This window comes from Mammaliicoccus sp. Q-M61 (assembly GCF_022386055.1).
In the GTDB taxonomy this organism is placed as follows: Bacteria; Bacillota; Bacilli; order Staphylococcales; family Staphylococcaceae; genus Mammaliicoccus; species Mammaliicoccus sciuri_A.
This window is the reverse complement of sequence record NZ_JAJNJL010000001.1, coordinates 362602-387532: the sequence shown is the minus strand read 5'-3', so window position 1 is coordinate 387532 and position 24931 is coordinate 362602. Positions and strand designations below refer to the sequence as shown.

Annotated in this window: 27 protein-coding genes; 21 read left to right on the top strand and 6 right to left on the bottom strand. The window is 32.3% G+C overall.

Going from position 1 to position 24931, the window contains the following annotated elements; genetic code table 11:
• Positions 1–2: 2 nt before the first annotated feature.
• From ctaD to LQ677_RS01815, 5 genes are all read left to right on the top strand, one after another.
• Positions 3–1904 carry a cytochrome c oxidase subunit I gene (gene ctaD / locus LQ677_RS01835; protein WP_025904654.1) on the top strand — a complete coding sequence of 634 codons (1902 nt, stop codon included), beginning with the start codon at positions 3–5 and terminating at the stop codon, positions 1902–1904.
• Positions 1904–2533, top strand: a complete 630-nt coding sequence (locus LQ677_RS01830; RefSeq protein WP_191836200.1) for a cytochrome c oxidase subunit 3 — start codon at positions 1904–1906, stop codon at positions 2531–2533. The genes ctaD and LQ677_RS01830 overlap by 1 nt, the downstream gene beginning before the upstream one ends.
• Position 2534: 1 nt before the next feature.
• Entirely contained in the window at positions 2535–2888 is a 354-nt protein-coding gene (locus LQ677_RS01825; RefSeq protein WP_025904652.1) for a cytochrome C oxidase subunit IV family protein, read from the top strand.
• Between the two features lie 150 nt (positions 2889–3038).
• Entirely contained in the window at positions 3039–3992 is a 954-nt protein-coding gene (ctaG, locus tag LQ677_RS01820) for a cytochrome c oxidase assembly factor CtaG (RefSeq protein ID WP_037587461.1), read from the top strand.
• An 11-nt stretch (positions 3993–4003) separates the two neighbouring features.
• A complete protein-coding gene (locus tag LQ677_RS01815; RefSeq protein ID WP_037587463.1) occupies positions 4004–4465 on the top strand; it encodes a DUF420 domain-containing protein in 462 nt (153 codons plus the stop codon).
• A gap of 50 nt (positions 4466–4515) precedes the next feature.
• On the opposite strand, the gene ytvI is transcribed toward LQ677_RS01815, so the two are convergent.
• Together ytvI and LQ677_RS01805 are read right to left on the bottom strand one after the other, a co-directional pair.
• The gene (gene ytvI, locus LQ677_RS01810; protein ID WP_191836201.1) at positions 4516–5562 is read right to left on the bottom strand and encodes a sporulation integral membrane protein YtvI; all 1047 of its coding nucleotides are present in this window, start codon (positions 5560–5562) and stop codon (positions 4516–4518) included.
• 80 nt (positions 5563–5642) lie between these two features.
• Positions 5643–6014, bottom strand: coding sequence for a YugN family protein (locus LQ677_RS01805; RefSeq protein ID WP_025904648.1), 372 nt, complete (start codon positions 6012–6014; stop codon positions 5643–5645).
• A 168-nt stretch (positions 6015–6182) separates the two neighbouring features.
• Here LQ677_RS01805 and LQ677_RS01800 point away from each other — a divergent pair, with 168 nt between their 5' ends.
• Together LQ677_RS01800 and LQ677_RS01795 are read left to right on the top strand one after the other, a co-directional pair.
• Complete coding sequence (locus tag LQ677_RS01800; protein ID WP_191836202.1) at positions 6183–7250, top strand: CAP-associated domain-containing protein; 1068 nt, start codon at positions 6183–6185, stop codon at positions 7248–7250.
• Between the two features lie 14 nt (positions 7251–7264).
• Positions 7265–7705, top strand: coding sequence for a YlbF/YmcA family competence regulator (locus LQ677_RS01795; RefSeq protein WP_037587470.1), 441 nt, complete (start codon positions 7265–7267; stop codon positions 7703–7705).
• A gap of 51 nt (positions 7706–7756) precedes the next feature.
• Here LQ677_RS01795 and LQ677_RS01790 read toward each other — a convergent pair whose 3' ends face one another.
• Entirely contained in the window at positions 7757–8671 is a 915-nt protein-coding gene (locus LQ677_RS01790) for a glycerophosphodiester phosphodiesterase family protein (RefSeq protein WP_037587473.1), read from the bottom strand.
• Positions 8672–8829: 158 nt separating this feature from the next.
• Between LQ677_RS01790 and LQ677_RS01785 the strand changes: the two genes are divergently transcribed.
• Positions 8830–9096: a DUF2129 domain-containing protein gene (locus tag LQ677_RS01785; protein ID WP_037587474.1), complete on the top strand. Its 267-nt coding sequence runs from the start codon at positions 8830–8832 to the stop codon at positions 9094–9096.
• Here the strand turns inward: LQ677_RS01785 and LQ677_RS01780 are convergent, their stop codons facing one another.
• Positions 9097–9486 carry a DUF7147 family protein gene (locus tag LQ677_RS01780; RefSeq protein ID WP_025904643.1) on the bottom strand — a complete coding sequence of 130 codons (390 nt, stop codon included), beginning with the start codon at positions 9484–9486 and terminating at the stop codon, positions 9097–9099.
• Positions 9487–9567: 81 nt separating this feature from the next.
• Here LQ677_RS01780 and rsmD point away from each other — a divergent pair, with 81 nt between their 5' ends.
• The gene (gene rsmD / locus LQ677_RS01775; protein ID WP_239748054.1) at positions 9568–10122 is read left to right on the top strand and encodes a 16S rRNA (guanine(966)-N(2))-methyltransferase RsmD; all 555 of its coding nucleotides are present in this window, start codon (positions 9568–9570) and stop codon (positions 10120–10122) included.
• Positions 10115–10609, top strand: coding sequence for a pantetheine-phosphate adenylyltransferase (gene coaD, locus LQ677_RS01770; protein ID WP_037587476.1), 495 nt, complete (start codon positions 10115–10117; stop codon positions 10607–10609). Before rsmD ends, coaD begins: the two co-directional genes overlap by 8 nt.
• 19 nt (positions 10610–10628) lie before the next feature.
• Here the strand turns inward: coaD and LQ677_RS01765 are convergent, their stop codons facing one another.
• Positions 10629–11774: a nucleotidyltransferase gene (locus LQ677_RS01765; RefSeq protein WP_204168375.1), complete on the bottom strand. Its 1146-nt coding sequence runs from the start codon at positions 11772–11774 to the stop codon at positions 10629–10631.
• Between the two features lie 125 nt (positions 11775–11899).
• On the opposite strand from LQ677_RS01765, the gene LQ677_RS01760 reads away from it, so the two are divergent.
• The 5 genes from LQ677_RS01760 to pheT all read left to right on the top strand — a co-directional run bounded on the left by LQ677_RS01760 (position 11900) and on the right by pheT (position 17278).
• A complete protein-coding gene (locus tag LQ677_RS01760) occupies positions 11900–12442 on the top strand; it encodes a YceD family protein (protein WP_025904639.1) in 543 nt (180 codons plus the stop codon).
• 38 nt (positions 12443–12480) lie between these two features.
• Positions 12481–12654 carry a 50S ribosomal protein L32 gene (gene rpmF / locus LQ677_RS01755; RefSeq protein ID WP_025904638.1) on the top strand — a complete coding sequence of 58 codons (174 nt, stop codon included), beginning with the start codon at positions 12481–12483 and terminating at the stop codon, positions 12652–12654.
• Between the two features lie 122 nt (positions 12655–12776).
• A complete protein-coding gene (locus tag LQ677_RS01750) occupies positions 12777–13517 on the top strand; it encodes a TrmH family RNA methyltransferase (RefSeq protein WP_037587481.1) in 741 nt (246 codons plus the stop codon).
• Positions 13518–13814: 297 nt separating this feature from the next.
• A complete protein-coding gene (pheS, locus tag LQ677_RS01745) occupies positions 13815–14873 on the top strand; it encodes a phenylalanine--tRNA ligase subunit alpha (protein WP_025904636.1) in 1059 nt (352 codons plus the stop codon).
• Positions 14873–17278 (top strand): phenylalanine--tRNA ligase subunit beta, encoded by a 2406-nt coding sequence (gene pheT, locus LQ677_RS01740; protein WP_191836207.1) that lies wholly within the window; start codon positions 14873–14875, stop codon positions 17276–17278. Before pheS ends, pheT begins: the two co-directional genes overlap by 1 nt.
• 175 nt (positions 17279–17453) lie before the next feature.
• On the opposite strand, the gene rnhC is transcribed toward pheT, so the two are convergent.
• Complete coding sequence (rnhC, locus tag LQ677_RS01735; RefSeq protein ID WP_191836208.1) at positions 17454–18380, bottom strand: ribonuclease HIII; 927 nt, start codon at positions 18378–18380, stop codon at positions 17454–17456.
• 177 nt (positions 18381–18557) lie between these two features.
• On the opposite strand from rnhC, the gene zapA reads away from it, so the two are divergent.
• The 6 genes from zapA (at position 18558) to trxA (ending at position 24787) form a co-directional block, all read left to right on the top strand.
• A complete protein-coding gene (gene zapA, locus LQ677_RS01730; protein WP_191836209.1) occupies positions 18558–18830 on the top strand; it encodes a cell division protein ZapA in 273 nt (90 codons plus the stop codon).
• Positions 18827–19354 (top strand): CvpA family protein, encoded by a 528-nt coding sequence (locus LQ677_RS01725; protein ID WP_037587489.1) that lies wholly within the window; start codon positions 18827–18829, stop codon positions 19352–19354. Before zapA ends, LQ677_RS01725 begins: the two co-directional genes overlap by 4 nt.
• Positions 19355–19415: 61 nt before the next feature.
• Positions 19416–21119, top strand: a complete 1704-nt coding sequence (gene polX, locus LQ677_RS01720; protein WP_204171178.1) for a DNA polymerase/3'-5' exonuclease PolX — start codon at positions 19416–19418, stop codon at positions 21117–21119.
• Between the two features lie 26 nt (positions 21120–21145).
• A complete protein-coding gene (locus tag LQ677_RS01715) occupies positions 21146–23494 on the top strand; it encodes an endonuclease MutS2 (protein ID WP_119475373.1) in 2349 nt (782 codons plus the stop codon).
• A 120-nt stretch (positions 23495–23614) separates the two neighbouring features.
• Positions 23615–24361, top strand: a complete 747-nt coding sequence (locus tag LQ677_RS01710; protein ID WP_037587496.1) for an enoyl-CoA hydratase-related protein — start codon at positions 23615–23617, stop codon at positions 24359–24361.
• Between the two features lie 111 nt (positions 24362–24472).
• Positions 24473–24787, top strand: coding sequence for a thioredoxin (gene trxA, locus LQ677_RS01705; RefSeq protein WP_025904628.1), 315 nt, complete (start codon positions 24473–24475; stop codon positions 24785–24787).
• The last annotated feature ends 144 nt before the right edge of the window (positions 24788–24931 follow it).

Below are 24931 nucleotides of genomic sequence, written 5' to 3'. Positions count from 1 at the left end.
TAGTGTCTACTCAAAGTAAAAAGGGGTTTGGATCGACTATTTGGGACTATTTAACAACAGTCGACCACAAAAAAATTGCTATTTTGTATTTAATTGCTGGGGGATTATTCTTTGCTATCGGTGGTATCGAAGCAATGTTAATTCGTATCCAGTTAGCAGTTCCAGAAAACGACTTTGTTACAGCTGGACTGTTTAATGAAATTATCACAATGCATGGTACAACAATGATATTCTTAGCCGCAATGCCTTTGTTATTCGGTTATATGAACGCAGTTGTCCCATTACAAATTGGTGCACGAGATGTTGCATTTCCATTCTTAAATGCATTAGGTTTCTGGTTATTCTTCTTCGGTGGAATATTCTTAAACTTATCTTGGATTTTAGGTGGAGCGCCTAACGCAGGTTGGACATCTTATGCAAGTTTATCTTTAGAATCGGCAGGGCATGGTATTAACTTCTATGCTCTAGGGTTACAAATCTCTGGTGCTGGTACATTAATTGCTGGTATTAACTTTGTAGCTACAATCGTTAACATGAGAGCACCTGGTATGACGTATATGCGTATGCCATTAATGACTTGGACAACATTTGTTGCTTCTACATTAATCGTATTTGCATTCCCACCATTAACTATCGGTATTTTCTTATTAATTTTCGATAGAATGTTTGGTACATCATTCTTTGTTGCTTCTCAAGGTGGTAACACAATTATTTGGGAACATTTATTCTGGATCTTTGGACACCCAGAAGTTTACATTTTAGTATTACCAGCGTTCGGTATATTCTCTGAAATTATACCTGTATTCGCTAGAAAACGTTTATTCGGTTATTCAGCGATGGTATTCGCTACAGTATTAATCGGTTTCTTAGGATTCATGGTTTGGGCTCACCACATGTTCACTGTAGGTTTAGGTCCAGTAGCTAACGCTATATTCGCTGTTGCAACAATGGCAATTGCTGTTCCAACAGGTGTGAAAATATTCAACTGGTTACTGACTGTATGGGGCGGTAGCGTTGAATTCACTACACCAATGTTATATGCGTTATTCTTTATTCCATCATTCGTTATGGGTGGGGTAACAGGTGTCATGCAAGCATCAGCACCAGCTGACTATCAATTACATGACTCATACTTTATCGTTGCTCACTTCCACTACGTAATTGTTGGTGGTGTTGTATTCGCATTATTAGCTGGTTTACATTATTGGTTCCCGCTAATAGCTGGTAAAATGTTAAGTGAAAAATTAGGTAAAGTAACATTCTGGTTATTCTTTATTGGTTTCCATTTAACATTCTTAATTCAACATTTCTTAGGACTATGGGGTATGCCACGTCGAGTATTTACATACTTACCTGGTCAAGGGTATGACATACCAAACTTAGTATCAACAATTGGTGCGCTATTCATGGCAGTAGCTGTTATTACTGAAGTTATCAATGTAATCATGACATTAGCTAAAGGTGAAAAAGTTGGAAAAGATGCTTGGGGAGACGGCCGTACTTTAGAATGGGCGTTACCAGTACCAACACCTCATTACAACTTTGCACAAACACCATTAGTTCGTGGATTAGATGCATTATGGATTGAAAAAACTCAAGGTGACGGAAAAATTCTTCCAGCTGAATCTTTAGATGAGATTCATATGCCTAATAATTCATTTATTCCATTTATGCAAGCATTCGGTTTATTCGTAGCTGCATTCGGTGCTTTATACTTTGCAGATGGTAAAGAATGGGCTTTAGATGCAGTTAAAGATTTACATGAAAAACCATGGGCAGTATACGTATTGATTCTTGGTTTAGGTATTACTGCAGGAAGTATGATTGTAAGATCACTTAAAGATGATCACGGTCATCATATTTCTAAAGAAGAGTTATTAGAGTATGAAAGGGGTGAGCGTTAATGTCACATGAAGAAGCAAAATTTACAGCTGACAATTGGCCAAACCATCCTGAAACAGCATCTATGGAAGGTAAGAACAAACTCGTAGGATTTTGGGTGTTCTTAGGCGGAGAGGTTGCATTATTCGCATCACTATTCGCTACTTACTTAGCACTAAAAGATGCTGTACCAAGTGAAGATCATTTATTAGCTAAAGATTTATTCCATTTACCATTAGCGTTCGTAATGACGATGTTATTATTAACATCATCTCTAACAAGTGTGTATGCTTTATATCATATGCGTAATTTCAATGCTAAAGGATTATTCATTTGGATTGGTATTACAATATTGTTAGGATTAGGATTCTTAGGATTAGAAATTTATGAATTCGTTGAGTATGTACATCAAGGTCATACATTCCGTTCAAGTGCATTCGGTAGTGCCTTCTACTTCTTAGTAGGAACACACGGATTCCACGTACTTATAGGTTTAGTATGGTTAACATTACTCATCTTCCGTAATAGAGCTAGAGGATTAAGTATTTATAATGCACATAAATTTAATACTGCTGCTTTATATTGGCACTTCATTGACGTTGTATGGGTGTTTATCTTTACAGTAGTATACTTGATGGGAGCGTTAGGATAATATGAGTCAACAATTAAATCATGACGCACAAGCACTTAGAGATTATAAGAAGCGTAAAAGTACAAAAGAAATGCGTATGCAAGTTACAAACTTCGCTATTATGATTTTTGTTACTTTTATTGCTTTCGCATTAGTTGCTGCAGAACTTCCTAAAGAATTCGTTATACCAGTTATTTTAGGATTAGCAGTACTACAAGTTGTATTACAATTCTATTATTTCATGCATATGAAAGCTGAAAAACATGGTATATCAAAATTATTTATGATTACGGGTGTATTCTTCGGATTATCGTTCGTTGTAACATTTATTTACATCGTATGGTTAGGCGATCCGTTATTCGTAAAAACAAAATAATTTATAAAAGACTCGAGAACTTTGTTATATAAGTTCTCGAGTCTTTTTATTTGGTCATATCATTGTCATAACTATTTACATTGTTGGGTTGTTTAACGATGGATTAAATTTTATAATAAAAGTAATGACTAAGTGGGGAAGTGTAAAGAGATGGGTAACTTAACCTCAATATCTATATTCGGTTTTTGGGCAAACTGGACGCCATTCTTCTTTGTAGGCGTATTGTGTGTAATTATTTTATACTTTTTAATTTGTGGAAAATGGTACAAAGATATACCAGGTGGAAGACCTTTAAGAAAAGGTGAAGCGACACTTTTCGTTATCTTAATGTTAACGATATACTTATTAGAAGGTGGACCTATTGATCTGCTTTCACATATCATTTTTAGTTTCCATATGTTGCAAATGGCTTTATTATTTTTAATTGTAGTTCCATTGCTATATTTTGCTATCCCAGAATACATCATCAAATATGTGGAAGAACTACCCGTGATCAACAAGATTGTTCAATTATTTACAAAGCCGATATTAGCAATTTTTCTTTTTAACGGTTTATTCTCTGTATATCATATACCACTTGTGTTAGATACATTAAAACAAGATCTTGTTTTGCATGAGTTATATACGATTATTTTATTCATAAGTGCATGGTTTATGTGGCATCCAATATTTAACAAACATATTCCTGAAGAACTGCACATGAGTAACATTAAGAAAATCTTATATATCTTCTTTATCGGTGTGTTGTTAACACCTTCATGTGGACTTATCATATTTAGCGGTTCTGCAATGTATGAAACATACACGTCAGGTAAAGCATGGCTAGGTGCGATGACTTTATGTGTACCAGCTGATACGTTAAATTCAGTCGTTCAAGGAACAGGTTTATCTGGTCCAGAATACTTTACGAATTTTACACCTTTAGAAGATCAGCAAACAGGTGGTGTCATCATGAAAGTTATGCAAGAAATCGTGTTTGGTATTTATTTATATATCATTTTCATGAGATGGTTTAGATATGAGAGAAAAAATGAAAAGCAAATCACTGAAGATAGCTTGAGAAAATTACAAGAGCAAAAAGCATTATATAATCAATTTAGATAGGATGTATGAAAATGAATTTACCAATTTTACCGACAATAAGTACAACTTTCATCGTATTAAGCGCTATTTTAGTTGCTATCGGATGGTATTTTATTGCACAACGAAAAATTGAAACACACAAAAAGTTTATGATATCTGCAGCAGTTGCGGCAGTCGTATTCTTTACCATTTATGCTAGTAGAACAGTATTTATTGGAAATACTTCATTTGGTGGACCGGATAATATCAAAATTTATTATACAATTTTCTTGATTTTCCATATAACACTAGCGACTGTCGGGGCAGTGATGGGGATCTATACGATTTATTTAGGTTGGACGAACAAACTGGATAGACACCGTAAATTTGGGCCAGTAACATCTATTATTTGGTTCTGTACAGCTATTACAGGTGTTGCCGTTTATTTATTATTATATGTGTTCTATCACGGTGGAGATACAACATCTATGATAAAAGCAATTTTAGGACATTAAATTAAAACCTCTCAATCCGTATATAATGGATTGAGAGGTTTTTGCATATATTATATTTTAAAGTCTGTTTTTATAAGACCAGATTCTAGTATCGTTTTGATAACGATTAAGAATAATGGTCCGATAAAGAATCCGATAAAGCCTAGTAATTTTAAACCGATAAACATGGATATTAAAGTAGGTAGTGGAGATAAACCAACACCTGTACCGAATATTTTAGGTTCTAATATTTTTCTTTGAACGAGTAATATAACAGATAGTATAATCAGTTGAATACCGAGCGTCGGGTCTCCAACTATGTAAGCATAGATTGCCCACGGAATTGTAAAACCTGTTGCACCAACAATCGGTAAGATATCTATAAACCATATAAATAAACTGATGATAAACGCTGAATCTACACCAATGATCAGTAGACCAACGTATGTAAATAACCAAGTTATAAAGCTTAATACGATGGTAGCAGATATCATTCCAATAATAGAATGGCCAATTTTATTGTATATTTTATAAATTTCATGATAAGTCGACGGATATAGATGTTGTTTAATAAATTTATGAATATTTGGTATTTCTAACATAAATAAGAACAATGCTACAAGAAACACTACAAGACTTATTATAAAACCGGGTAAAGAAGATACAACTTCTGTTATATTTTCAACGCTTAAATAATTTGCGATTGAATCTCTTAAAGATGCAACAAAGTTCTGCAGTTCCTTGTTGATTGTAACTGCCATTTCATCTGGTAAAATAGCTTTCATTTTGTCGTTATATTGTTCAATGACAGTGATGAGTATATTAATTTTATTAGGTAAATCTTTAATAAATAGTACGATCTGGTCTATTAATTTAGTTAAAAATAAAAATATAACAAATCCTGTTATCGTAAGGAGTAACGTATAAATAATCGTTACGCTCCATTTACGGCTTTTAATTTTATTAGCTAATTTATTAACGAGCGGATTGAGTGCTAATGCGATAACAAGTGCTGTTATTAAAGGTATTGATATCGGTAAAATGAAATAAATAAATAGAATAGATAAAACTATAATGATAAATATGCTTATGTTTCGTTTGTTTATCCATTTTTTCATAATGATGACCTCTTTGCTCATTTATATATAAATAAAGAGACGTGAAATATCACGTCTCTACTCTGTTAGTAATATTTTAATTAATGCGCACCTAATGTATTTAATGCATTAATATCTGATGTGATACGTTCAATTAATAAGTTACAATGTGCAACTAAATTATCTGGGTAAACTTCATCATCTCCGTATTCTACACCTGTTGGATAGTAGTGTTTACCGAGATATGGATCCATTAATTGAATTGTTGCGTTATTGGCACCGATATCCCCTTTAAGTGCATAACCTGGAATTCTTAAGTAATAGACGCCTTCACTTATTTCATATTTAAAATCATAAGTAATACGCTCATAATCCCAATGTCCTCCAGCAATAAAACCATGTTTATTCATAACATCTTTTAATAGCTCTTGTTCAATGATAACCTTCTCAAGACCTGTATTATCAAATACCATGTATTTTTCCTCCCTCTAAGTACCTTTAAGTTTATTTTATGATAAAAGCGCCAATGTTGCAATGTACATTTATATTTAACAAATATGACAACATTTCGATTGATTTAGGTAAATGTTTTCCTGTAAAATGATATAATTGAATATAGGAATAAATGAGGAGGTAAATAGTTGAAAAATATTATCATAAAAGTTGTAGCAATAACTATTTTAATCATTGTACTCTTTTATTTATTCTATTCACCTAAATTAGAATTTGATGTTTTAAAGAATCCAAACTACTCTCATGATAAAGCAAATGAGAATTATTATGAGCAACAAGCTGAAAAATCAACTGGCAATGCAAAGTTGAAAGAAGGCGTAGGTACATATGTCTATAAAAATATTAAAGAAGTTATAAATGATTTAGGACAACCAGATAGGGTATATAAGGCAGAGCACGGTAGAAAGAATTATGTCTTTAAAAATAAAGAGCACTATTATTTAATATCTACTAAAAATGATAAAGTCTCTTCAGTATTTGCTACAGGAAATAAAGTGAATGTTTCACCAATTAAAATGAAACAAGATGCAACAAAGATTTTTAATGGTACAAATATAGATATGGAACCAGTTGTTGAAAGTGCATATGGAAAATATCAATTAGAATTATCTGAACGTGATATCAAGACACAATTACTGATTAAATACGGGAATGTTTATGCGCAAGTCTTAATTGATAGTGAAACAAATGAAGTGATGGGCGTACAATTTATGGATTCAGATGCTGTTATTGAGCATGCACCATTTTCAATGACTAAGATAAATAATGACAAAGGTCAAGATTTAAAGAGAACAGACAAACAAGACTTCCAAGCTCATATAAATAAAGATTTATCACTTCTTGAAATCGTAAATGAAATTAGAGAAATGAAAGATGTCAAACCATTACAGATTAATGATCAACTTACGTATATAACACAAATGGAAGCAGATTTAATTGAAGATGATATCGATGAGGAAGAGGCAGTTAAATCTCTAGAAGATGGCATCACAAAACATATCAATAATCAAAAGATTGAATATGAGTCCATTAACCAAAATTTAGCATACAATTTCTATGATGTACCAACACTTATCAATAGCTGGTTAAACAACAACACGTATCGAGAAAAGTTATTAGGTAGTCAATATGATGAATTTGGTGCTGGTAATTCTCGCGAATACTATTCACTTGTTTTCAAAGAAAATAAAGAATAAGGGGGAATCATATTATGTTTACTGCAGAAACAGTTGATATACTTGATCAATCAGACGAACTAAGTGCATGTATTAAAGATTCATATATTTATCAAGAATACATCGAAGCAAAACATCAACTTGAAACAAATTTTGAAGTTAAAATATTAAGACAAAAATTTGATCAAATAAAATCACATTATGATGATTGTTTAAGATTTGGCAGATATCATCCTGATTACAGCAGAGTTATGAAAGAAACAAGACAACAAAAGAGAGCATATGAAATGCATCCAGTTGTTTCTGAATTTAAGACTAAAGAAACTGCTTTACAAGATTTATTAGATGAAGTGATTAGCATTGTTTCTTATTCAGTTTCAAGCAATGTTAAAGTGGATACAGGTAATCCATTCTTTAGTAGTGAGTCACATGGTGGTGGTTGTTCTACTGGTGGTTCTTGTGGATGTTCAACATAACATAAAAAAAGCTTTCCATTTGTCATTTGACAGATGGAAAGCTTTTTAAAATTAGTATTGTTTTTTTATTAAGAAGTGTGCAGTATCTGGGCGATCAGTTACAATCGTATGTGCACCTTTTTGAATTAAATCATCCATTGTATCGATTTGATTTACAACCCAATAAGCAACAGATATATTAAGTGATGTTAAAAATTGAATGAAACCTTCTGAGTCTAAAGGAAGCCCTTTAGCTTGTATTGGAATTTGGAATGTATCGGATTTAGGTTGATACGTATGACCATATCCTGATTGATAAGCTATGAAAGCTTTAGCTACTTCGCTTTGACCTGTACCTAATGCAATTGAATCTTGAGCATATAAATTAAAGCGATCAATTTGTTCATCATAGAAACTTGTAATATTAACACGATCCTCAGCTTTAAGTTCTGTAATTAAACGATATAAGTGTGATGGTGCTAAACTACCACTATATGATTCAGGATGGTCTTTAATATCTATATTTACTAAGACATCTGGATATTCAGTTAATAACTCTTTTAAAGTGACGATTTTAGCTTTGGCATCTCCTCTATAAGGATGCTCGTTATTAATATCTTTGAAGTGGTATCCGAAATCTAATTGGCGTAGTTCTTCTAATGTATGATCACCTACATACCCTGAACCGTTACTTGTACGATCGACTGTGTTGTCATGTGTTACAACAAGTACTTCATCTTTAGTAAGTCGAACATCTACTTCAAATCCAGTTACTTCGTATTTTAATGCATGATCAAAAGCTAAGCGTGTATGTTCTGGTCTTAACGCCATGCCTCCACGATGAGCGAATACATAAGGAGCTGGTTGTGTAAAGAATGGTTTAATCGTACGTGGTTTAACGTTTGATGTTGCTTTTGTCACAATCCAAGAACCCGCAACAATGCCTCCGATAAGACCTGTTGTTTTTAATAAATTAATTTTTGACATGTTATCCTATCCTTTCGAAATGCAAATAAAGACTTATATATATTCTATCAAATTGATTTAAGATAAGAAAGCAAGTCACATGTGCTTGGAGTTATCTTCTTTCATCATTTTATAGAAAGTGCTAATATAAAAATAAAAAGCGTTAGGAGGTTATTTTGATGGAATTAGTAGAACGAATCAGTATTGTCGTATATTTAAAGAATATGAAACACGAACGACAATTACGCAAGTTTGGTAATATATACTTTGCACATAGAAAAGAACAATACGTCATGTTATATACAAATGAAGATAAAATAGACGATACTGTTCAACATTTAATGAAACTAAAATATGTTAAAGATGTAAAAGTTTCACCATTTAAATATGTTAAAAGAGATTACTCTAATTCAAATACGGACAAAAAAGAGTATTTAAACTTTTAACTATTGAAGCGGAGGCAAGTATCTTTCAAGTCTTAATACACCTTTTAAATAGGCGAAGTAAAGTTCATCTTCAGCGAAATCAGCACGTGATTTAACATCAAGACCTTTAACTTGTATGTGATATGCATTAGCCCATTCATTGATTAAATCGAATTTTTTATTTGAGTCAGGGTAAGGATATTTAATACCTTCCATTATCATGTAAATCGCTTGAAAATGTTGACCTTTAGTAGGCTTCATAATGATACAAGCTGAAGATAGTTTCTCCTTAGATAATGGTGTATGTAACATAATAATGTCAGAAATACGTTCATGGTTATATTCGATTAACGTTTGAAATTCAAATAAATCAGTTAGGCCATGACCGATGACGATAAATGATTGTTTCATTTTTATAAACCTCGTTTTCGTTTAAATACTATATGGATAAGTATAAATAATAATTAATAATAAAGAAAGTGATGATTAACATTGAGAGTAATAGGTGGAAAATACAAGAGACTTCATATAAAAACAATAGATGGTCAATCAACGAGACCGACTACAGATAAAGTGAAAGAAAATATCTTTAATGGCCTTCAAGAATTAGAAGGTATCGGGTTAGATTTGTTTGCTGGTAGTGGTGGACTTGGTATCGAAGGATTGTCTAGAGGTTTAGATAAAGTGATTTTTGTGGACGGTAATTTCAAAGCAACTAAAATGATAAAAGAAAATTTAAATACATTACATATACCTGAAACTCAATACGAAGTTTATAAAAATGATGCAATTAGAGCGTTAAAAGCTTTAAATAAACGCAATATTAAGTTTGATTATATATTTCTAGATCCACCTTATAGAAAATCGCTCATAGATCAATCATTAGAAAAAATTCAAGCGTTTGACTTATTAAATGTAAATGGTACAATAATTTGCGAATTTGATAAAAGTGAAGACATAGATACGGGTGCGTTCAAAGTTCTTAAAAAGTATGAATATGGACTGACGCATGTTATGTTGCTAACAAAAGGAGAAGACAATGACTAAGAGAATAGCAGTTGTTCCAGGTAGCTTTGATCCAATAACATTAGGACATATTGATATTATTAAGCGTAGTGCAAAAATATTTGATGAGATTCATGTTTCTGTATTGAAAAATGGTTCTAAAAAAGGCTTATTTAGTACAGAAGAGCGTGTTGAATTAATTAAAGAAGCGGTACAAGATGTACCAAATATAGTGGTGCATTCATTTCATGGGTTACTTGTAGACTTTTGCAAAGAAATAAATGCTAACACGATTGTAAGAGGATTAAGAGCTGTTAGCGACTTTGAGTATGAAATGCAATTGACATCTATGAATAAAAAACTAGATGACGACATTGAAACATTATATATGATGACAAATAATCATTATTCATTTATAAGCTCAAGTGTTGTGAAAGAAGTTGCTCAATTTGACGGCGATATTTCGGAATTTGTTCCTGAAAATGTGAATAAAGCATTGAAAGAAAAAATAAAAAATAAAGAATCATAATAAAAAACGCATGCATATGTCATGCGTTTTTTATTATGACTGGTTTATTAAAATCAGTATCAGAATCACCTGAAATATATTGATATAAATCTGTTGCTTTAATTTCATTAGTGAAGTGAGCAGCTGTTTGTTTATTTACATTTGTAACGATAGGTAACGGACATGATTCTTTAATAGATTTTAAATATGCTTGTCCTTTTTTAGACATTGCAAGTACACGTATGGCAGTTGGATTATATTCAGAAACTTGTTCATTCGTAACGTTTAACAAAATTGCGGTTAACAAGCGTTGTATTCTTGTCCACGTGTATCGCTTAGATTTGAGCTTTTGGACAAACATTTCAAAGTTCGTACTTTCTTTAATTTCTTTTTTAACTTTATATTCTAATCCTTCAGTCATCATATATATGTCTCGCAATTCTTCATGGGTAGCTCTTAATATTGTCCATTTTAATAATGGGAAAAAGTGATCCCAGTTAACTGCATGAGCGTGCTTTAATATATTTGAACTTGTTATCGGTAAACTTAATTGATATGTATCGTCCTGTCTAAAATAGGCGTTACGTATAGAAGTTGCACTTGAAATGTGTGTTGTTTCGTTTAAATGAGCATCTAAATACATGTTATCTTTTCTTTGAATCGTTGTTGGTTCTATTGCTAAGTTATGCTGCATAATATGTTTCACATATTCAATTGCGAGTAAATTATTTGAACCTTTAAGCATTTGATTATGAGGTATTAATTCTGAAATGATTCTCGGGTGTGATTTTCCTTCTTTCAACATTTGAATATATTTTTCACTTTTAGATACTTGTTCTATTTCTTTAATGACATGTTTAATATCGTCAATATTTCCGGATTCGCTTCCGAATGATAATGTATCACATCCAAGTTGTTCTGCTATTTGAACGCTGCCTTTAGCAAATAAATCACCAGATGATATGGCATATACAAGGGGTAATTCAATGACTAAATCTACATATTGAATCGCCATTTCGGCACGCTTAAACTTACTTAAAATAGCTGGTTCTCCACGCATTGTAAAAGAACCACTCATAATAGAAATAGCAACATCACTTTTTGTTAATTTTCTAGAAGATTCTACGTGATATACATGCCCATTATGAAATGGATTATATTCTGTTACTAAAGCAACACTTTTCATTTGCATTTCCTCCCATTTCACTTCATCATAAGTATTGTATCAGATAATGAATGTTAAGAAAAAATCTTGACAAACATTGTCGTTAAGGTTACAATAATTTTTGTGTTTGTAAGAGGTGAACCCAGATGAAGTGGTCAATAACACAACTTAAAAAATACCAAAACGAACCATTTACTTTTGATAAAGAAATCGATATGAAATACCTTATTGATAGGGTAGATGAACTTATCGATATATCTCCAATAAAAGTAACAGGAGACGTTCAAGTGCGAATGCATGAGATAATTGTCAATCTTGACATTAATGGTGTATTGACGTTACCATGTGCCCGTACTTTAAAGCCAGTAGAGCTACCATTTGATACTACATCAGTAGAAATATTTGAGCTAGATGAATTTAGTGAAAGTAATAATGATGATGACGAATTGAGACATAAACTCGAAGGCGGCATGATTAATTTATTACCAATCATTGAAGAACTTGTTATTTTAGAGAAACCGTTACAAGTATTCTCTGAAGGTAGCGAAGATATTTCAATGGCAGGCGATGGTTGGGAAGTTATTGGCGAAGATCAAATTGAGTCAACCGAAGATTCAGAACAAGAAACTGAAAAGAAAGTTGATCCAAGACTTCAAAAATTACAACAATTCTTCGATGACGAAAAATAATCGGAAAAGTGTTTATAAAATTTAAGGAGGAATAAGACATGGCAGTTCCAGCTAGAAGAACTTCAAAAACAGCTAAAAGAAAACGTCGTACGCATTTCAAAATCTCAGTACCAGGTATGGTAGAATGTTCAAACTGTGGAGAAATGAAATTATCTCACCGTGTATGTAAAGCATGTGGATCATACAAAGGTAAAGAAGTCGTTTCTAAATAATAATTAATATTTAAACACCTAAACTAAGGTGCTTAAGACTGTCATCAATGTCTTTGACTTTGTTGGCAGTCTTTTTTCGTATATAATATTTTTATATCATAATGAGAAGATGAGGCGTTACTATGGAAGAAATTACTTCAGTTCAAAATAATAAAATTAAACAAATGAATAAATTAAAAAAGAAAAAAGAACGAGTTAAACAAGGACAATTTCTAATTGAAGGATTTCATTTAATCGAAGAAGCTTATCATAGTCAACTGAATATCATTACATTATTAGCAGTAGATTATGGAAGAGTTGATGAGAAAATTGTTGAATATGCAAAGGAAGCATATGTCATTAATTTTAAAGTGGCAGAATCATTATCTGACACAACGACACCTCAAGGTATATTTGCGGTTGTTGAAATGCCTACATACGAAACGAGTAATTTTAAACAAGTCCTTGTATTAGATAGAGTACAAGATCCAGGTAATATGGGTGCATTGATTCGTAATGCTGACGCTGCAGGCATGGACGCTGTTATTTATTCAAAAGGTAGTGCAGACCCGTACCAAGATAAAGTATTACGTGCTTCACAAGGTAGTGTCTTTCATTTACCAGTTGTTGAGCAAGATATATTTGAATTTATGGAACAATTTGATGGCGAAACTTACGGAACAAGTCTTCAAAATGCAGTTGAATATCGAGAAGTCAAAAGCCATTCAAACTTTGCGTTAATTATGGGGAATGAAGGTGCAGGTGTTGATCCAGCGATACTTGAACAAACGACTAAAAATCTTCATATACCGCTATATGGCAAAGCTGAAAGTTTAAATGTAGCTGTATCTTGTGGTATCTTGCTTTATCATTTGAAAGGTTGACCAATTATATAATATTTAATATAATGATTTCATAATCAATATGAGCTTACAAAAGGACGTAAATTAATGTTTACACATGACAAGGGAATGGATTCGAGACTGAAAAATCCTATGTTGTAACTTAATTTTTTTCATCTTTTTAGCTACTTAAAGAAATTTAAGTCGGAATGTAGATCCGTTATCAACATATAAGTGTATGCATAACTATGTATAAATTTGGGTGGTACCACGGAAGACTTCGTCCCTCTATATTTGAGGAGGCGGAGTCTTTTTTTCGACCAAAATAGGAGGATATATATGTCATTACGAGAAAAATTATCTGAATTAAGACAAGATGCGCTTGTAAGAATTAATGAAGCAAAAGCAGAAAGATCATTACAAGACGTGAAAGTAAATTATTTAGGTAAAAAAGGCGTTATTACAGGCCTTATGAAAGAAATGAAAGAATTACCTAAAGAAGAAAGACCAGAATTCGGTCAACTTGTGAACGAAGTACGTAAAGCTGTTGAGAAAGAAATCGAAGCTAAACAAGTACTTTTAGAAGAGGAAGCATTAAACCAACAATTAGAGAATGAAACAATCGATGTAACGTTACCTGGTAGAAAAGTAAGTTTAGGTGCGAAACATCCACTAACTAAAATCAATGAAGATTTAGAAGATTTATTTATTGGTTTAGGTTATGAAATTGTTGAAGGTTATGAAGTAGAGTCTGACTATTATAACTTTGAAGCACTTAATTTACCAAAGTCTCATCCAGCACGTGATATGCAAGATACTTTTTATATTTCAGAAGAAATCTTAATGCGTACTCATACATCTCCTGTACAAGCGAGAACTTTAGAAAAACGTAATGGTGTTGGACCCGTTAAGATCATCTGTCCAGGTAAAGTTTACCGTAGAGACTCTGATGATGCGACGCACAGTCATCAATTTACGCAAATTGAAGGTTTAGTCGTAGCTGAAAATATCAAGATGAGTGACTTAAAAGGAACATTAGAATTATTAGCACGTAAATTATTTGGTAAAGATCGTGAAATTAGATTAAGACCAAGTTTCTTCCCATTCACTGAACCATCAGTTGAAGTAGATGTGTCATGTTTCAAATGTAAAGGTAAAGGATGTAACGTTTGTAAACAAACAGGTTGGATAGAAGTTCTTGGTTCAGGAATGGTACATCCAAATGTATTAGAAATGGCAGGCTTTGATTCAAATAAATATTCTGGATTTGCTTTTGGTTTAGGACCAGACAGAATGGCAATGTTGAAATATGGAATTGAAGATATTAGACATTTCTATACAAATGACGTGAGATTTTTAGAACAATTTAAGCCTGTAGAAGATGGTGGTGAAGCATAATGTTAGTAAGTAAAGAGTGGTTAAGTGAATATATAAATATAGATGCTAATACTCAAGATTTAGCTGAGAAAATTACAAGAAGCGGTATTGAAGTTGATAGTGTTACACATTATGGAGACGATATTAAAAAATTAGTCGTTGGACATGTGCTTTCTAAAGAGAAACATCCAGAGGCAGATAAACTGAATATTTGTAAAGTGGATGTTGGTGAAGAAGAACCCGTACAAATCGTTTGTGGTGCACCAAATGTAGATAAAGATCAATATGTCATCGTTGTAAGAGTAGGTGGTCGTTTACCTGGTGGCGTTAAAATTAAAAGAGCTAAATTACGTGGTGAAGTATCAGAAGGTATGATTTGTTCGTTACAAGAAATAGGTATTGATCCAAATGTGATGCCTAAAAAATATGCAGATGGCATTTACGTCTTCTCAAGCGAACCAACGCCTGGTAGTGATGCACTAGAAGCATTATTATTAAATGACGATGTATTAGACTTTGATTTGACACCAAATAGAGCAGACTGTTTAAGTATGCTAGGTGCTGCACATGAAGTGAGTGCATTATATGGCAATGACATACAATACCCAAATACTTCTTTAGATGAATCTGAAGAGAAAGCTAGTCAATCATTATCAGTGACTGTTCAAGATCAAGAAGGTGTTCCATTCTATGCAGCTAGAGTTGTTAAAAATGTAACAATTGCACCATCTCCATCATGGATGCAGTCTAGATTAATGAAAGCTGGCATCCGTCCAATTAACAACGTGGTAGATGTTTCGAACTACGTACTTTTAGAGTATGGTCAACCGTTACACATGTTTGATCAAGATCAAATTGGGTCAGATCAAATTGTTGCACGTTATGCACGTGAAAATGAAAAAATCACGACATTAGATAATGTTGAGAGAGAACTACTTACTTCAGACCTTGTTATTACAAATGGTGAAGAACCAATTGCAATCGCTGGTGTCATGGGTGGCGATTTCTCAGAAGTTACAGAAAACACTCAAAATGTCGTAATCGAAAGTGCATTATTTAATGCTACAAATGTTAGACAAACATCAAGACGATTAGGCTTAAGAAGTGAAGCTTCAAGCAGATTCGAAAAAGGTATTGCGAGTGAAAGAGTACTTGATGCTTTAGATAGAGCAGCAAAATTATTACAAGATATTGCTGGTGGAACTGTGTTAAGTGAAGTTGTATCAGACGGTAATTTACCAGAATTGTCTCGTACGATAGACATTACAACACAAGATGTTAACCAATTAATCGGTTTCGATCTTTCTACAGATGAAATTAATACAATATTTAATCGTTTAGGATTTGAAACGATTGTTTCTGGAGATGCCTTTAAAGTAGAAGTGCCATCAAGAAGAAATGATATTTCAATTAAAGCGGACTTAATCGAAGAGGTTGCGCGTATTTATGGATACGACCAATTACCTTCAACATTACCAAACTTTGATAATGCAACTGCTGGCTATTTAACAGATAACCAATTGAAGACACGAAAAGTTAAAGAAATTCTTGAAGGTGCTGGTTTAGATCAAGCGATTACGTATTCATTAGTTCGTAAAGATGTCGCTCAAAACTATACTTTAGAACAACAAGAAGTTGTAGAGCTTATGATGCCTATGAGTGAAGATCAAGCTGTATTACGTCAAAGTTTATTACCTAGACTTGTTGACGCTACACGTTATAACGTTGCGCGTAAGAATAAAAACGTTGCTTTATATGAACTTGGTAAAGTGTTCTATAGTAACGGAAAAGATCAATTACCAACAGAAGTTGAATTTTTAAGTGGTATTTTAACAGGACAATATACAGGTAATAAATGGCAACAAAAAGATGAACCTGTTGATTTCTTCTTAGTGAAAGGTATAGTAGAACGTCTTGCAGAACAATTAAACTTAACGTTCACATATGAAGCGACTACAGTAGACTTATTACATCCAGGTAGAACAGCGTACGTTAAATTAAATGATGAAGTTGTTGGTTTAATAGCAGAATTACATCCGAAAGTTGAAAAAGAAAATGACTTAGACCGCACTTATGTGTTTGAGTTAAACTTCACAAAAATCTTAGGACAACCTGTTGGCAAAATTGAATACGAAGCTATTCCGAAATTCCCAGGAGTTTCAAGAGATATTGCACTTGTCGTTAACACAGAAGTTACGGCAGCTACACTTATTCATACAATCAATGAAAATGGTGCAGATATATTAAATAACGCAGAAGTATTTGACGTTTACGAAGGCGAACATATGGAACCAGGTAAGAAATCGGTCGCAATTCGCTTAGATTATTTAGACGTTAATGAAACATTGACAGAAGATAAAGTTTCAGCAGTACACGAGCAAATCTTAACAGCATTAGAACAAAATGGTGCGACATTAAGAGCATAAGATATACAAATAAAAAACACAGCAATCTGATATGAATCTTCAGATTGCTGTGTTTTTATATTATTTTTTTCGTTTGTTTGTGGAATTTGTAAGTTGTTTACCGATAAACCAAATTAAATAGCAAATAATGATTAGGGCAAGAATTACTTGCCAACTGAATGTGATAAGTAACATATTAATTTCTCCTTTTTCGATTAATAAGGTCTAATACTTTATCTCTATTTTTAAAATGTGTTTTCGTTATGTTATCTAACTGCTGCATGTCATATTTTTGGACGATTTTTGCTGCTTCTAGATCTACTTTATTACTTGCGCCTTTAGGAATAATGACATTTAAAGATTTTGCTAATTGATCCATGTGTGTAACAAATGCATATCTTGCGATAATACTAGCAGCAGCAATTGCGATTGATTTTGATTCACCTTTTGTTTCAAAGTGCGTAATGTCTTTACGTGGCATTTGACCAATAATGTATCGTTCATAAGTGCTTGCTTGTACAAACTGGTCAATCACAATTTGTTCTAATTCTTGTTCGTCGATTCGTGAGATGACATTTTTAATCGCTTGATTGTGAAGGACTGCTTTCATCTTAACTTGACTCCAACCTTCTGCTTGCTTTGTATTGTAGTTGGGATTATCAAGTACAATTAGAGAATGAGGGCATATTTGTATAATTTGTTCAGCTAGTTCTACAATTTTAGGATCAGTTAAAGACTTGGAGTCCATTACACCAATTTCTTTTAATATTTTAGCGTTATGTTTAGATACGTATGCTGCACATACTGTGAGTGGGCCAAAATAATCGCCACTGCCTGCTTCATCACTACCAATTGTATTATGTATATCAAATTCATATTTTTTTGTAGCTGGTGTTGCTTTAGATGGTGATGACGTTATGTTTTGATTAAGTACTTCACTTGCTACTTGTTCTGCATCTTTACCTTGAAACATTATTTTTTTTGAACGGTATATTTGGACTTGTGTACTTTTTATTTTCTTGCGGGCTAAAGTGCCAGTTGGTAAGTTCTTTGTTTCCATATTATATTGTTTTATAAGTTGATTGATTGTATTGGAGTCAATTGTTTTTACGATGTTTGCCACTTTTAAGTCCTGCCTTTTTAATTTTTTCTATAAATAGAGTAGCATAAATTTATGATATAAACGAATTTTCTCAAATCAAGTTGGTGGATATTCATACACAAATGAACTTATGTCATGTATAATATAGTATGATTACATATATAGAAATCCATTTATAATTTGAACAGGGGTAGTATAATGAGTGAAAAAAAAAATAGAGTGACAGTGGTTATAAATGATCAACATTATACAATTATTGGTGAAGACGATCCATCACATATTCGATATGTAGCTGGTAGAGTGGATGAAAAGTTGCAAGCGCTCGGGCAATTAAATGCAGGCTTGGATACAACGCGTAAATCTGTTCTTACAGCTGTTAATGTTATGCATGAATATGTTAAATTAGAAGAAGAAAATGAAAAGTTAAGAGAAGAAATCAAACAATTAAAAAATAAAGGACATTTAGAATGATAACATTACTTATATTTTTATGTTTAATTATAGGTGTCATCATTGGATATAGACGTAGTTTAGTATTACAATCATTACATTCTATCGGCACGATTAGTTCATTGGTGATTGCCAGCATTTGTTACGCACCATTTAGCAAGCAATTGCATTTAATATTACCTTATCCGAGTGCGTCTACAGAAGGTAAGAATGCAATATTTAACAGTATTAATAATGAGAATGCATTTTATAATATTATGGCGATTCTCATTTTATTTGTTTTTACTAAAATAATTTTACAAATTGTAGCAACAGTATTTGATTTTTATCATCAAATGGAATTTGGCGGTAAATATGCAAGGTATTATGGTATCGTACTTGGATTTATAGAAGCGTATTTAGTTGTAATTATCATACTAGCAGCAGTTGCGGTAATTCCCGTAGCACCTTTTATTGATGCATTACAACAGTCTTCTATTGGAAATGCAGTATTAACAAAGACACCATTCTTATCTGATCAATTAGTAAAATGGCTTTCAAATTAAATGAATTCATATTGAAAAAAGTCATGGGAGAACCTATGACTTTTTTTACGGAGGAATAGATATGTTAACAAAAAAAGATATCGTAAAAATGTTAGAAACAATTGCAATATACATGGAAATTAAAGGTGAGAATCCATTTAAAGTATCAGCATACAGAAAAGCAAGTCAATCATTAGAAACAGATGAAAGAACGTTAAACGAAATTGAAGATGTGACATCATTAAAAGGCATTGGTAAAGGTGTAGGCGATGTCATAAATGAATATATAGATAATGGGACACAAAGTTATTTAGATGAGTTAAAACAAGAAATTCCAGAAGGACTTATTCCATTATTAAAAATACCTGGATTAGGTAGTAAAAAAATTGCGAAATTATATAAAGAATTAGATATAAAAAATAAAGAAGACTTAATCAAAGCGTGTGAAAATAATCAAGTGTCTGAATTACCAGGCTTTGCGAAAAAGACAGAACAAAAACTTCTTGAAGAAACGAAAGTGTTAGGGCAACGACCTGAAAAATATCCAATCAATACTATGATTAAAGCACATGAAGTGATTAATCAATTTTTAGATAATATTGAAGACATTATTCAATATCAAGTTGCAGGTAGTTTCAGAAGAATGAAAGAAATGAGCAAAGATTTAGATTATATTATTTCGACTGAAGAACCTACAAAAGTACAACAAGCACTACTTGATTTTCCAGATATTAAAGAACAAATTGCTGTTGGCCAAACGAAAGTTTCTTTAGATTTACAAATTGAAGAAGATGTTATTGGTGTTGATTTTAGACTGATTCAACCAGAAGCTTTCTATCATACATTGCAACATTTTACAGGTTCTAAAGATCATAATATAAAAATTAGACAACTTGCTAAACAAAAAAATGAAAAAGTAAGTGAATATGGTATAGAAGAAGCAAATGGTAACATCATTACTTATCAAAGTGAAAAGGAAATTTATGATCATTTTAACGTGCCATATATACCACCAACAATGCGTGAGGATGGTACAGAATTTGATAAAGATATTCAAGATATCATACAGTTAGAAGATATTAATGGTGATATTCATATGCATACAACTTATAGTGATGGTGCATTTAAACTTGAAGAAATGATTGAAGCGGCAATTGAACATCAATATCAATTTATTTGTATTACAGACCATTCTAGAAGTTTAGCAGTAGCAAATGGATTATCTATTGAACGTTTATTGGAACAAAACGAAAAAATTAAAAAACTAAATGAATCATATAAAGAAATTGATATTTATAGTGGTACAGAAATGGATATTAAACCAGATGGTAGTTTAGATTATCCAGATGACGTATTGAAAGAATTAGATTATGTGATTGCAGCAATTCATCAAAGTTTCAATCAATCTGAAGAAGAGATTATGAATAGACTTAGAACTGCATGTGAAAATCAATATGTCAGACATATTGCACATCCGACAGGAAGAATTATTGGTAGAAGAGATGGATACCGTCCGAATATTGATGAACTTATTAAAATGGCAAGAGAAACTAATACAGTATTAGAACTGAATGCTAATCCACAACGATTAGATTTAAACGCTGACGTATTAAAAAATAATCCTGACCTAATGATTACAATCAATACAGATGCCCATCATATTGATCATTTTGATTTCATGAAATATGGTGTTGGAACGGCTCAAAAAGGTTGGGTGAAAAAATCACAAGTTATTAATGCTAAATCACGTGAAGCATTTAAAAAATGGATCCAATCAACAAAATAAAGTATTAAAAGAAGAGGGAAGATAATATGAATGAGAAAACATTAAAAGTTCTTGAATATCCCTTAATTATTCAACAATTGTCTACTCATGCGACAAGTGATATTGCTGAACGCCTTATTAACGAACTTAAACCAAGTGATGAACTTGAAACGGTTCAGCAAAGTATAAATGAAACAGACGAAATGACTCAAATTTATAATAAACATAGAGTACCTGGGTATTCAGGGCTAAAAGATATTAAATCCTATGTAAGACGTGCAGAAATTGGCAGTTTGTTAAACGTTGAAGAATTAAACCAAATTAAACGTAATATTCAAGTTCAAAATAGATTTAAAACATTTTACGCAAGTATCGTTGATGAAGATGAGGCAATACTTTATCCAAATATCGATGGTTATGTTGCACAATTGCCAGTTTTAAGTGACTTGCTGAATCAAATAAGTGAACAGTGTGATGAACACGATTTGTTTGATACGGCAAGTCCGAAATTAGCTGAATTGAGACATCAAATTAAAAAAACGAACGATCGCATTAAATCAAGATTAGAGCAAATGGTTAGATCTTCAGCTAATCAGAAGAAATTATCGGACTCTATTGTAACGGTTAGAAATGATAGACATGTACTTCCGGTTAAAGCAGAATATCGTCAAGATTTTAATGGTATCGTGCATGATCAATCTGCATCTGGCCAAACATTATATATTGAACCAAGTGCAATTGTTGAAATGCATAATCAAATTGCTCAAGTTAAAGCTAAAGAAAAAGAAGAAAAAGATAGATTGTTATATATACTGACAGAACAAGTAAGCGAAGTAGGCTATGAATTACTTTCAAGTACAGAAGTTATGGGGCATTTAGACTTTGTGACAGCAAAAGCTAAATTTGGTGCAACTATTAAAGCTACTAAACCAATCATATCTGAAGATAGAGCAATATATTTACCGAAAGCAAGACATCCATTAATTAATCAATCAGAAGTTGTCAGCAATACGATTGAATTTAAAGAAGACATTAATGCTGTTATTATTACAGGTCCTAATACTGGTGGTAAGACCGTTACCTTAAAAACAGTTGGTTTAATCACGTTAATGGCACAATCTGGTTTGTTAATTCCGACATTAGATGGCGCCATTATAACGATATTTAAGAAAGTATTTTGTGACATTGGTGACGAACAATCTATTGAACAATCGTTATCGACTTTTTCATCACATATGAAAAATATCGTCAATATTATTGATCAAGCGGATAAAGACTCATTAATTTTATTTGATGAATTAGGCGCAGGAACTGATCCGAGTGAAGGTGCAGCATTAGCAATGAGTATTTTAGATTATACGATTGAAAGAGATGCTTTAATCATGGCTACAACACATTACCCTGAACTTAAAGCATATAGCTATAATCGAGAGAAAGTGATGAATGCGAGTGTTGAATTTGACGTTGAAACATTAAGACCAACTTATAAATTATTGATGGGCATACCAGGACGTTCAAACGCATTTGAAATCTCTAAAAAATTAGGGCTAAAAAATGAACTCATCAATCATGCGAAATCACTGATTGGTCAAGATGAAAAAGAAATCAATGTCATGATAGAATCACTTGAGAAAAATGCTAAATCTGTCGAAAATGATCGTATTGAAGTTGAAAAATTAAAACAAGAATCTATAGACTTGCATCAATCATTAACGCAAGAATTACAACGCTTTGAAAACTTCAAAACACAACTGATGGATGAAGCGAGAAATAAAGCGAATCAAGAAGTTAAACAGAAGACTGAAGAAGCGGAAACAATCCTTCAAGAACTAAGAGATATGCGAGATAATTCAGCTGCAAATGTAAAAGAGCATGAACTCATTGAGCGAAAGAAACGACTTGATAATCAATATACATCGCAATCTCTGAAACAAAATGTTAAGAAAGAACGTCACGATAAGATTGAAAAAGGTGATGACGTTAAAGTATTATCATACGGTCAAAAAGGTGAAGTTATCGATGTGATCAGCGATGAAGAAGTTGTTGTTCAGATGGGTATACTCAAAATGAAAATAGAAGTAAAAGATTTAGAAAAACTAGATAAAAAGAAACAACAACCAAGTAAAGTTGTTCCTAGAACGAATCGATCTACTATAAAAATGGATTTAGATTTACGTGGTTACCGATATGAAGATGCTATGTTAGAATTAGACCAATATATCGATCAAGCAGTACTTTCTAATTACGGTACAGTGAATATTATTCATGGTAAAGGTACAGGTGCATTACAAAAAGGTGTAGCTGACCATCTTAAAAAACATCGTTCTGTAGAATCATATCGTACAGGTATGCCTTCAGAAGGTGGATTTGGTGTTACTGTTGTAACATTGAAATAAGGAGGAAACATATTGGATAATTTTGATATGTATAAACTAGCTAAAGTATTACTCGTTATTTCTGCTTTAACATTTATAGCAGGTATTGCATACTTAATATTTTTATAAGGAGGAATTTTCTTGATAAATACAAATGTCGAAAACCACGTTCTTTATATACAATTAAATCATGGTCCGGTAAATGCTTTAAATGAGGCAGTATTAAATAGCATTATTGAAGCAATTGAAACAGAAGGATTCAATGAAGATGTGAAAGTCATCGTTATAAAAGGTAATGAAAAATGTTTCTCTGCGGGTGCAGATATTAAATCATTCCCAGAACTAACTAAACATGAAAGATTAGATTTAGCTTCTACAAGTGCTAAATTATTTAGATTGATTAAGACATGTCATAAGCCAGTTATCAGTTCAATTCATGGTGTTTGTTTAGGCGGTGGCTTTGAACTTGCTTTAGCATGTGATATGAGATTAATCACGAAAGATACAAAAGTAGGATTACCTGAAATTAACTTAGGTATATTCCCAGGCTTTGGTGGTGTCAGACGATTATCTGCTATGGTAGGTCAACATAAAGCATTACAAGCTGCGTTAACTGGTGAGAATATCAATTTAGAAGAAGTGAAACATTTATTTAATGTAATAGTTGAAGATAAAGAAGCATTAGAACAAGCTACTGAAAAATTAGCTACTACAATCGCTTCTAAATCTTTAGACTCTATTAAAGTCATCAAGCAAATGTCTAATTTAGATTTATCATTAGAAAGTGATCAAATTGAAGAAAGACATTTCGTTGATATTATTGAAAGCGACAATGCAAAAGAAGGTATTGATGCATTTATAAACAAAAGAAAACCTGAATTTAAGTGATTGCTAATATAGTTCATATCAAGTACAATACACTTTGAGCAAACAACATGCATTGCAAAATAAAGCGTGCTATACTCTCATTATCATAAGTTAACAAGGAGGATTTTTCCAATGGCATTATTAAAAGCAACAGATGCAAATTTCGATGAACAAATCAAAGAAGGCGTTAGTTTAGTGGACTTCTGGGCACCATGGTGTGGACCTTGTAAAATGATCGCGCCAGTATTAGAAGATTTAGCTAAAGACGTTGAAGGTAAAGCTAACATCGTTAAATTAGACGTAGATGAAAACCAAGCAACAGCAGCTAAATACGAAGTTATGAGTATCCCAACTTTAATCGTATTTAAAGATGGCGAAGCTGTAGATAAAGTAGTAGGTTTCCAACCTAAAGAACAACTAGAACAAGTATTATCTAAACATTATTAATCGTTATAACCTATGATTAATCCAAACTGTCTACAAAGCATATGACTTTGTAGGCAGTTTTTGTGTGATGATAGATATTTATATAGAACGTATGTTTTGGTCAATGCAAATTTTATTGATATAATGAATTTAAAAAGGTAGGTG